The sequence below is a fragment of the Congregibacter sp. genome (assembly GCF_045107095.1).
GTDB lineage: Bacteria > Pseudomonadota > Gammaproteobacteria > Pseudomonadales > Halieaceae > Congregibacter.
This window is the reverse complement of sequence record NZ_JBGCFU010000071.1, coordinates 1-10297: the sequence shown is the minus strand read 5'-3', so window position 1 is coordinate 10297 and position 10297 is coordinate 1. Positions and strand designations below refer to the sequence as shown.

General features: G+C 54.4%; 9 protein-coding genes, 1 tRNA gene and 1 pseudogene. 7 read left to right on the top strand and 4 right to left on the bottom strand.

All coding sequences use genetic code 11. The features are described from left to right. Positions 1–723: SDR family NAD(P)-dependent oxidoreductase (locus AB8B76_RS10880; protein WP_405272419.1), on the top strand; the 723-nt coding region annotated here is incomplete at its 5' end. A 12-nt stretch (positions 724–735) separates the two neighbouring features. Here AB8B76_RS10880 and AB8B76_RS10875 read toward each other — a convergent pair. Continuing rightward, positions 736–2286, bottom strand: a complete 1551-nt coding sequence (locus AB8B76_RS10875; protein ID WP_405272418.1) for a M20/M25/M40 family metallo-hydrolase — start codon at positions 2284–2286, stop codon at positions 736–738. 105 nt (positions 2287–2391) lie between these two features. Here AB8B76_RS10875 and AB8B76_RS10870 point away from each other — a divergent pair. The 6 genes from AB8B76_RS10870 to AB8B76_RS10845 all read left to right on the top strand — a co-directional run bounded on the left by AB8B76_RS10870 (position 2392) and on the right by AB8B76_RS10845 (position 7329). After that, positions 2392–2479: transfer RNA gene (locus AB8B76_RS10870), tRNA-Ser, on the top strand. A 185-nt stretch (positions 2480–2664) separates the two neighbouring features. Then, complete coding sequence (locus AB8B76_RS10865) at positions 2665–3558, top strand: crotonase/enoyl-CoA hydratase family protein (RefSeq protein WP_405272416.1); 894 nt, start codon at positions 2665–2667, stop codon at positions 3556–3558. Positions 3559–3612: 54 nt separating this feature from the next. After that, entirely contained in the window at positions 3613–4680 is a 1068-nt protein-coding gene (locus AB8B76_RS10860) for a zinc-binding dehydrogenase (RefSeq protein WP_405272414.1), read from the top strand. A 54-nt stretch (positions 4681–4734) separates the two neighbouring features. Then, positions 4735–5460, top strand: a complete 726-nt coding sequence (locus AB8B76_RS10855) for an SDR family NAD(P)-dependent oxidoreductase (RefSeq protein ID WP_405272413.1) — start codon at positions 4735–4737, stop codon at positions 5458–5460. Between the two features lie 60 nt (positions 5461–5520). Then, a complete protein-coding gene (locus AB8B76_RS10850; protein ID WP_405272411.1) occupies positions 5521–6543 on the top strand; it encodes a phosphotransferase in 1023 nt (340 codons plus the stop codon). Between the two features lie 135 nt (positions 6544–6678). After that, positions 6679–7329, top strand: coding sequence for a 4'-phosphopantetheinyl transferase (locus tag AB8B76_RS10845; protein ID WP_405272410.1), 651 nt, complete (start codon positions 6679–6681; stop codon positions 7327–7329). A gap of 60 nt (positions 7330–7389) precedes the next feature. Here the strand turns inward: AB8B76_RS10845 and AB8B76_RS10840 are convergent, their stop codons facing one another. The 3 genes and pseudogenes from AB8B76_RS10840 to AB8B76_RS10830 form a co-directional block, all read right to left on the bottom strand. Beyond that, positions 7390–8628, bottom strand: a complete 1239-nt coding sequence (locus AB8B76_RS10840; protein WP_405272408.1) for an acetyl-CoA C-acetyltransferase — start codon at positions 8626–8628, stop codon at positions 7390–7392. Between the two features lie 116 nt (positions 8629–8744). Continuing rightward, positions 8745–9968, bottom strand: coding sequence for an acyl-CoA dehydrogenase family protein (locus AB8B76_RS10835; protein ID WP_405272406.1), 1224 nt, complete (start codon positions 9966–9968; stop codon positions 8745–8747). 68 nt (positions 9969–10036) lie between these two features. After that, positions 10037–10297: pseudogene (locus AB8B76_RS10830) on the bottom strand (enoyl-CoA hydratase); the annotation flags it as partial.

Below are 10297 nucleotides of genomic sequence, written 5' to 3'. Positions count from 1 at the left end.
AAGGTTCACGCCGAGAACGGCGGTGACTTGATTCTCGTCGCACGGCGTAAGGAACGTCTTGAAGAAATCGCCGAAGACCTCAGAGCCGAGCATGGCGTACAAGTGCATGTGATTGCTGCGGACTTAGCTAAGCCCGGCGCTGCCGAGCGACTCATGGCGGAGGTAGACGCGCTTGGCGCTAATGTCGATGTGCTGATCAATAACGCAGGCTTTGGCGGCCACGGTAAGTTTCACGAGAGCGGCCTTGAGCGCGATCAGCGCATGATGCAGCTCAATATGGTGGCGCTAACAGAGCTGAGTTATTACTTTTCTCAAGGCATGGTAGAGCGCGGCGAGGGCAAGATTCTGAATGTCGGGTCAACTGCGGGCTTCCTTCCTGGCCCACTGCAGGCCGTGTATTACGCGAGTAAGGCCTATGTAAACTCATTTTCCCAGGCCATGGCGAATGAGCTTGAAGGCACGGGTGTGACCGTGACGGTATTGTGTCCTGGTCCGGTCGTTACAGAGTTTCAGGAGGCTGCTGATCTGGGTGGCGTGAAGGGATTCGAGCTGGGCGCGGATGCCCGCTCTGTTGCCGAGTGCGGTTACCGCGCGATGGAAAAAGGCGAGTTGCTAGCAATCAATGATCCAAAGATTAGCGTGTTCCTGAAGGGGCTCTTACCTTTTGTGCCCCGCAAAGGTGTGTTGTGGATGTCCCGTAAAACCATGGAAAAGACCAGCTAACAGGCCGGGCGCTTAGTCGCGCCCAAACTCCTGCAGGACAGCGGCGTAGACACCTATCGCCGAGAGTAAGTTCCCCAGACGCATGTTTTCGTCTCGTCCGTGTTGATTGTTGTCGTGGTTGGCAATGGGTAACAAAACGATGGGCATATCTAGCTCTTGATCAAACAAATGTATAGGCAGGCTGCCACCGAGCGTGGGAGAGAGCAGGGGCTTTTTGCCATCGTATTCCGTGAGGATCGACGTTAGCTTGCTGGCCGCTTCTCCATCGAGGTCGCTTCGATACGCGGGATACCCGCCGGTCCAATCGACTTTTATCACCCCCGGGTTGTTCCTCAGTGTTTCTTCGCGGGGTTCGTCGTGGGTTACATAAAACCCCTGAGCCTCAAAATGCGCTTCGATGGTCTTTTTGACGTGATCGATAGTTTGCGCTGGTACTAACCGCAAATCCAGTGACGCCCGAGCTTTGGACAAAATGATGTTTCGGGCTTGGTCATCCACGCCGCCGGCCTGAAACCCGACCATGTTGATGGCCGGTCTCATGATGGTCATTTCGATACGCTCGCCGGCGCCTTCCACCCTTCCCAGCGACAATTCGTCACGTAACTGGGCATCAACAGAGGGTATGGCGGCAATAGCGACTTGCTCCGCTTCGCTGACGGGCGTGACCTGATCGAGATAGCCCGCGACCTGAATATTGCCGTCCATATCTTTCATGGTGGCTAACAGTCGCATGAGCGCATCGGTGGGGTGGGGCGCCCAATTGCCGTAGTGCCCTGAGTGTAGCGGTCTAGAGGGGCCGTAGAGCGTCAGGTTAACGCCAATGTCGCCGCGAACTCCGAACACCAGCTGCCGTAGACCGCTCTGGTGCATGGGGCCGTCGCAGAAGAGCAGCACGTCTGCGCTAAGGTAACCGGCGTGCTCCTTTAGGATTTGTTCCACGGTGGGGCTGCCAAACTCCTCTTCACCATCGAGTATGAGTTTGATGTTAACGCTGGCATCAAGGCCTGCGTTGTCCATGGCGTCTATGGCGTGCATAAGTGCTATGACAGGCGCTTTGTCATCCCCGGCGGAACGGGCGTACACGCGCCACTCGGGATCGATAGGCTGCTTTTGCACTGTTTCCCAGTCCAGAGTGTTGTCGCCGTTTTTTAGCGTGGGCTCAAAGGGCGGTGTCTTCCAATCAGCGGGTTCCACGGGCTGTCCATCAAAGTGCGCGTAGATTAAAACGGTCTTTGTGGCCCCGGGCGTGCTTCGCTCGGCAAGGATGTAAGGCGCTCCGCCGGCACTAACCACTTTCGAGCTAAAACCGCGCTCCCCAATGTAGTCGGTGATCCATGCCGCATTCCTCTGCATATCGGGCAGCGAGGTAGACACGTTCGGCATGCTCAGCAATTCGCGGAAGTCCGAAAGAATCTTTCCGCCTTTTGCCGCGATGTGTCCGGTCACCGTAGCTTGGAGTTTCTGGGTGTCTTCGTCAGCCCCGTGGCTCTGTACAGGCGCAAGAAGTAGCGCTGTACTCAGGCCAAAAGCGGAGATTACGGCGAAAGTAGGGTGATTTAGCATGAGACCTGCCTATGATTGTTGAGGGATAACGATACTACGCCCAAGGATTAATCGACAGAGTGTCTGGCGCGCAGTTGCAGCTTTCTGTATTATCCGCGCCCTTACGGAGAGGTGGCCGAGTGGTCGAAGGCGCACGCCTGGAAAGTGTGTAACGGGCAACCGTTCGAGGGTTCGAATCCCTCCTTCTCCGCCACATATGAAAAGGGCCCCGCATGGGGCCTTTTTTGTTTCTGCATTGCCTGTGGCTCTTCTCCTCCATCACATTACTTACACTGGACAAAAAGCGGGTGTTGCGGAATACGCACGTCCTTGTTTTTATGTATTCCGAAATTACGCAATGCACGCCTGTCGAAGGGGTGGTTTCCGGGAGAGTCTCAGTTGAAGTCTGAACCATTTGAATGCCTCAAGTATGAGGTCGACAACAGTGTCGCCACAATCACGCTGAATCGGCCAGATAAGCTCAATGCAATGACGCCGCTCATGTTCCACGAGTTCGTTGAGGCGCTGGATCTTGTGGACGCTGACGACAATGTTCGAGCGGTTATTGTCACTGGGGCAGGCAAGGCCTTTTGTGCTGGAGCCGACCTGACGCCTTCGGGTGGTTCGAGCCCCTTTGCCGCCGAAAAAGTCCCAAAATTGGCCGATGGGACTACTGACTACAGTGATGAGTCCGTTCGCGACGGAGGCGGATTCATTACCTTGCGTCTGTATCAGTGTAAAAAGCCGGTGATTGCAGCAATCAATGGAGCTTGCGTTGGTGCGGGGGCGTCGATGATTGTTGCTATGGACATTCGCCTTGCGAGCGCGAAGGCAAAGTTTGGCTATGTGTTTGCCCGAAGAGGTATCGTGCCTGAGTCTGCCAGCGCGTGGTTCTTACCGCAGATTGTTGGCCGCGCTCAGGCCCTTGAGTGGTGCATGACCGGGCGGGTTTTTACAGCGGACGAAGCGCTTGCCGGGGGACTTGTGCGTTCGATTCATCCGGCCGACGAACTGTTACAAGCGGCGCGAGAGCTCGCAATGGAGATCGTCGAAAACACAGCGCCGGTGTCCGTGGCGCTGACGCGGCATATGCTCTGGCGTTTGCCGTCGGCTGACCATCCCATGGCTGCCCATGAAATCGATAGCCGAGGCGTATTTAGTCGATCCAAATCTGCTGATGCCGCAGAAGGTGTAAGTAGCTTTCTTGAAAAGCGTGCGCCGCAATACCCTAATGCGGTTTCTACAGACATGCCGGATTTCTTTCCCTGGTGGGAGGAGCCTGACTATCAGTAACCAGGATGTAAACTCCTTCTACATCAATCCCCTCTAAATAAGTAAGTTTTGACTATGAAAGCACTTGTGTTCAATGGCCCAAGGGATATTCGCTACGAGTCTTTTGACGACCCGGTAATCCAGGATGAGCGAAATCTTGTTATTGAGGTGACACGCTGCAGCATCTGTGGGTCTGACTTACACATGTACCACGGAGACCGCATTGGAAAGACCGATTACTCCCAACCTATTGCGCGTTTTTGTACGGGCCACGAGACCATAGGCGAAGTTGTCGAGATTGGCCGGGGCGTTCACCGGCACAAGGTGGGCGACCGCATCGTTGTCGCCGGCGGCGCTGGTTGCGGTAGCTGTCGCCGCTGCCATTTAGGGCAGGGCAACTTATGCGAGGCCTATCGCACGGGTGCGCCTCACTCTACAGCCTATGGCATTTCTCCTGCGCTTAACGGCGGTCATGCAGAGTACCTCGAGGTTTTTAACGCGGATCTCACTGCTACGACGATACCTGAAGGTGTCAGCGATGAGCAGGCCATACTGTTAACCGACGCTATGGCTACGGGTTACTACGGCGTCAAAATGTCGAGTGTTGGTCCCGGCGATACTGTGGCGGTTATCGGTCAGGGGCCTGTGGGACGCATGGCGGCAGAAGCCGCGCTGGCGGTTGGGGCATCCTGCGTTTATGCGATAGATCCTCAGGAAGAGCGCCGCAATGCCGCGCTGAGCTTCGGAGCCATACCGCTCCATCCCGATGAAGCGGTGCAAAGAGCTTATGAGGACACTAAGGGGCTGGGCGTCGATTCTGTCATTGAGGCTGTAGGTGTGGGTCAAACCCTTAGCCAGGCAGTGAAGTTAGCGCGGGTGGGTGGCAGACTATCTGTACTGGGAATTCTGCAAGCTGACACCAGCATGCCCTTGCAGAAGGTCCAGGGGAAGAGTTTGGTCGTGCATATGGGTATAGCGGGCATCGTAGATTCCTGGCCGGAGCTCATCCCGCTCATCCAGAGCGGACGCATCAGAGGCGAGAACGTATTCACGCACAATTTTAATCTAGCCGATGGCGCGGAGGCCTATCGAATGTTCGAGGCGCAGGAAGACGGTGTGATGAAGGTAATGATTACTCCGTAAACCGACTATCGATGATCAAAGAGTAATGCTAAACAACGGGCACCGGATGCAGATATGAGTTTATTGAAAGCCTTGGATTTCAGCGGAAAGAGAGTATTGGTGTGTGGCGCATCGGATGGGATTGGCTACGGCGTCGCTAAGGCCTTTGTCGAGGCCGGAGCGGACGTCGCTGTTACCGGCACGCGCTCGGCGTGCGACTACGACAATGACTTCACTGCCATGGAGTTTCACTCGCTGAATATTCAGGATGCCGCTGCGGTGAGTGGGCTTGCTGCAAAGTTCGAGCGTTTGGACGTGCTTGTGAACTGCGTAGGCTCAGTGCTGTGGAGTAAACGTGAGTTTGAGCGCGAGGGCTTTGAGAAGATCATCACCATAAACCTCACCGGCGCCATGCAGCTTTGCACGGAGTTTTTCCCTTTGTTGCAAGCGAGTCAGGGCAATATAGTGAATATTGATTCGGTTGCGTCGATCCGTCCCGCGTTAAACAACCCGGCATACAGCGCGAGTAAAGCAGGTTTGGTGCAGCTCACAAAGAGTTTAGCTATGAAGTGGGGCCGCAAAGGTGTGCGGGTAAACAGTCTCGCCCCGGGCATGGTGTCTACCAAGCTCACTGCGAATCAATCCAGTCCGGAGCAACAAGCCGAGTTTGCCACGAGGAACCCTGTGGGCCGCTTTGGAAGTCCGGAAGATATCGCGGGTGGGGTCCTGTTTTTGAGTTCACCGATGGCAGCGTACGTGACGGGTCATCAGTTGGTTGTTGATGGCGGTATGACCTTGTGATTTCGCAGTGGTGCATCCAGAAGATCCCCGCAGCTTTTGCTTTAAAAAGGGTTTAAGGACATGACAGACAAGGTCGACCAACTTGATGAGCAATCCTTAAGTAGTTATCTCGAGGCTCATATCGAAGGTTTTGAGGGACCCTTACAGGCCCAGAAGTTTGATGAGGGGCAGTCTAATCCTACTTTCTTGCTACTAGCAAAGAGCGGGAAGTACGTGCTGCGCAGAAAGCCGCCCGGGGTGCTTTTACCCTCGGCGCACGCGGTTGATCGAGAGTTCAGAGTGATTCGGGCGCTGGCCGACACTGACGTTCCCGTGCCCACGGTGTACCACCTCTGCGAAGATGATGCAGTTATCGGCAGTGCTTTTTATGTAATGAGCTTTGTACCGGGCAAGGTGTACTCCGATCAGGCTTTGCCGGACATGAACAACGACGATCGACGTGCCATGACTCAGGAGCTCATCCGCGTGCTCGCACAGATCCACAGCGTTGACGTGGAAGCCGTAGGGCTGAGTGATTACGGAAAAGCGGGCAACTATTTTGAGCGGCAAGTTAACCGCTGGACAAAGCAGTACCGAGCGGCGGAAACCGAGACCGTGCCTGCGATGGAAAAGCTCATGTCCTGGCTGAGCGACAACATGCCGGCCGATGCCGGGCAAATTAGTCTTATTCACGGCGATTACCGTTTAGGGAACGTAATGTTCGAAGCCGACGGCACGCGCATGTTGGCCGTCGTTGACTGGGAACTCTCCACGCTTGGTAATCCCTTGGCTGACTTGGCGTATCTCTGTATGTATGACATCGGAATGGTAGACCTCTCTAACGACGAAAGAACGGCTCTCGGTCTGCCGAGTGAGGCCGAAGTCGTGCAGCTTTATTGTGATCTACGGGGTTTGCCCGGTATCGATAACTGGCACTTTTACTCGGCCTTTAGTCACTTTCGTTTGGCGTCGATATCCCAAGGGGTTTATAAACGGGCTCTGGATGGTAACGCTTCGCAGAAGAATGCTATCGAAGCTGGCGAGGGCGTAAAGCTCTTGGCGCAGAAGGCGCTTCAGATTATTGATGAAGCGGGTGCTGGTTGATTACCCAATGCGCGACCCACTAAAACGTTTGACTAGGATGCAATGAAGCCCGCGTGGATATACCTCGCCACAAACTAGCCGATTCCTCTTCGCCTGCGGTGCAACTGAGCTGCAGCTCGTATCGGATGTTCGTCGATGCTGGCGAGTAATCTTCCGTCAGACGTCGTGGTGGTGGTGGCCACGGATTCGATGGCGACGCAAGCTCTGACAGACGAGGAAGAGGCGTACGTCACTCATGCTGTTGAAAAACGTAAGCGAGAGTTTCGTAGCGGCCGTAATGCGGCAAAGACCGCGTTGAGGCAGCTAGGCCTTGAAGCCAGTGCCGTTCTGTTGCCTGTAGACAACGCCAAGCGCCCTAATTGGCCACCGGGCTATGTTGGGAGTATCAGCCATACCGCTGGTTTTTGCGCGGCTGTGGTCGCTCGTGCGAGCCAATACTCCGGCATTGGAATCGACGTGGAGCGAAGAAAAGCTCTCAGGCCGGGTGTGCTTTCTCGAATCTGCACCGAGCGCGAAAAAGAGTGGATTTCCCTGCAGCCAGATGACGAGTTCAAGTCTGTCTGGGGGACAAGCATTTTTTCTATCAAGGAGAGCGTTTACAAAGTGTTTAATCCGATACACGAGGTCTATCTCGGTTTTCAGGAAGCGGATATCGCAATCAACCCTGAAGAAAAAACCTTCGTAGCCAATATCAATCAGCGCGAGCACGGCATCCAATGCCGGTATAGCGGGCGCCTTAGTATGGACGAGCACTACATCTACGCGAGCACTATATTGCGCGCCTAGGAACAGTTAGGAGAAGCGCCGAAGCATCCTTCGGCGCTCGCTCCCGTTTGCGCTAGTGCATCACATACGTTCAATAATTATCGCAGGTGCCATGCCGCCAGCGGCACACATAGTCACCAGGCCTCGTTTGAGGTCGCGGCGTTCGAGTTCGTCAAGGAGTGTGCCAATTAGAATCGAGCCCGTGGCGCCAATGGGGTGGCCGAGGGCCATAGAACCACCATTAACGTTTACCTTTGCACGGTCCAGGTTCAGATCTCGAATAAATTTCTCGGCCACGACGGCGAACGCTTCATTGATTTCCCAAAGGTCGATGTCGTCAACGGTAAGGCCGGCTTTTTCGAGAACCTTTTTCGCTGCGGGAACTGGCGCGTTCAACATCAGTGTGGGGGAGTCACCCATGTTAGCCATCGCAACGATCTTGGCACGGGGCTTCCATCCTTGCTTCTCCGTGTATTCCGGCGAAGCCAGTAGCAATGCGGCGGCGCCATCGACAACACCCGATGAGTTGCCTGCATGGTGAACATTAACGACGTCTAGTTCGGGGTAGGCTTGCTTCACAAGGCTGCCATAGGTAGTGCCGGCCTCATCCAGGGGCATATCCATGAACTTCGCAAAGGATGGCTTCAGCTCGCTTAGAGACTCAAGGGTTGTGCCGGGGCGTGGAAATTCCTCTTTATCCAGCGCTACGCTTCCGTCGTCGTTAAGTACGGGCACAAGACTTTTATCAAAGTAACCATTGGCAATTGCATTGGCTGCGCGGGCCTGACTCTCGGCCGCTAGTGCATCAAGTGCTTCGCGAGGAATACCTTCCAGAGTGGCAATCGAATCGGCGCAAACCCCTTGGTGTGGCTGCGGGTGGTGCTCTCGTAGATGCAAATTTCCCTGATCCATAAATGGCGATTGGGGTGCCGCATCGGGTTTACCCGCTGCAGACATCATCTCGCAGCCGCCAGCCACAACGAGGTCTTCCATGCCTGACATGATCGATGCTGCAGCAATGTTAACAGTGGTGATGCCGGAGCCACAGAAACGGTCAAGGGTTACCGCACTGGAACGGATATCGTACCCCGCGTCCAGGGCACTCATACGACCGACGTCTCCAGTAGCCTCACCTCTTTGAGCATTGCAGCCCCAAATAATATCGTCGACCTCAGCGGTGTTCAGGTCATTGCGCTCGGCGATTGCACGCAGCACGGTAGCGCCCAGGCGCTGGTGATGTATGTGGGTAAGGGCACCTTTGCCGTATTTGCCGACTCCACGAGGTGTTCTACAGGCATCGATAATGTATGCGTCAGTCATGTTTTTTTTCTCTTGCGTTAAGTTAAGAAGTGTTTGCCCGGCTATTTCCAGAAGCTGTGATCGTCCGAACTATCGCTGATCAGGGTCTGGAAGCCGACTGATAAGGCCTTTTAGATCTAGGACTCCGTATATCGATTGATGATCATTTTACCCAAAGCCATGTGATGTACCTGATCGGGACCATCTGCTTGGCGGCACCAGCGGGCGTAGTTAAAACCCTCGGCCATGCAGTAGTCCTCAGTCAGGCCTCCAGCCCCGTGGATTTGCATGCATCGGTCAATCAGGTTCTGTATCAATAGTGGCACGGTGGTTTTGCTCGCTGCAATCAGATCCATGGCTCCTTTTGCGCCAACCTCATCCATGCGACTGCAGGTTTTCAAAACCAACAAACGCGCCATCTCCAATTCGGAGTAGCATTTAGAGATATCCTCGCGCACGCTTTGGTGCTGGCTCAGGCTGCGGCCAAATGTTGATCGTGAAATACTTCGCTCGCAGGCTAGCTCCAATGAACGCTGACCGATGCCAATGAGGCGCATGCAATGATGGATCCGACCCGGGCCTAAACGCCCTTGCGCAATTTCGAAGCCGCGTCCTTCGCCTAACAGCACATTTTCCAATGGCACTCGCACATCTTTAAAATGTACCTCAGCATGGCCAATGGGCGCATCATCATAGCCGAGGGTGGTGAGAGGGCGGACGATCTCGACCCCGGGAGTGTTCTTTGGAACCAAAACCTGAGTCTGTTGTTTGTGGCGACTTTCGTTCTCTGGGTCTGATTTGCCCATCACGATGAAGATTGCCGTGCGCTCGTACATCGCGTTAGTGATGAACCACTTTTTACCATTGAGTACCCACTCGTCGCCTTCCTGAGTGATGCTGAGTTCGACGTTGGTGGCGTCGGAGGAGGCTACTTGTGGCTCTGTCATCAAATAGCTCGAGCGAATCTCGCCGTTAAGCAGGGGTGTTAGCCACTGGGCCTGCTGCTGCTCGTTTCCGTACTTCATGAAAACTTCCATGTTTCCCGTATCGGGAGCGTTGCAGTTGAAGACCTCGGGTGCCCACAAAACGCGACCCATGATTTCTGCAAGAGGTGCGTAGTCAAAATTGCTCAATCCCTCATGATCCACATGCTGGGCGAGGGCAGGGGGGACAAACAGATTCCAAAGCCCTGCAGCTTTCGCTTTGTCCTTTAAATCATCGATCAGCGGTACAGGTGCCCATCGGTTTTCTGCCGAGTGCAGGTATTGCGAGTAAGCCTTTTCGTTGGGATAAATATGCTCGTCCATAAAAGCGAGCAAGTGGTTTTGCAAGTTCTGGGATTTGTCGCTGAATTCGATCAAGTAGTATCTCCTGGGTGTGGTCCTGGTGGCGGTGGTAGTAACGCTGGTGGTAATACAGTTGCGGCCATTCAGCGATTGAAAATCGCGGGACGTTTCTCCATCTCAGCCATCACTGCTTCGATTTGGTTTGGCTTGCCAATTATCTCGTCTTGAAGCTTTGACTCTAGTAACAAGCCTTCATCGGCCTGTAGATAATTTGCTTCGTTGAGTAACTGCTTGCCTCTGCTGATGGCATCAGGGTTGCGTGTGGCGATGTAGCCAGCAGTTTTGAGGGCCTCTTCGAGAGGGTCTTCGCATACCCGTGTAACAAAGCCGAACTGTTGTGCCTC

Coding starts and splice junctions, on each gene's coding strand:
- AB8B76_RS10855 (WP_405272413.1), top strand. CDS start 4,735: ATGAGTTTATTGAAAGCCTTGGATTTCAGCGGAAAGAGAGTATTGGTG.
- AB8B76_RS10850 (WP_405272411.1), top strand. CDS start 5,521: ATGACAGACAAGGTCGACCAACTTGATGAGCAATCCTTAAGTAGTTAT.
- AB8B76_RS10840 (WP_405272408.1), bottom strand. CDS start 8,628: ATGACTGACGCATACATTATCGATGCCTGTAGAACACCTCGTGGAGTC.
- AB8B76_RS10875 (WP_405272418.1), bottom strand. CDS start 2,286: ATGCTAAATCACCCTACTTTCGCCGTAATCTCCGCTTTTGGCCTGAGT.
- AB8B76_RS10860 (WP_405272414.1), top strand. CDS start 3,613: ATGAAAGCACTTGTGTTCAATGGCCCAAGGGATATTCGCTACGAGTCT.
- AB8B76_RS10845 (WP_405272410.1), top strand. CDS start 6,679: ATGCTGGCGAGTAATCTTCCGTCAGACGTCGTGGTGGTGGTGGCCACG.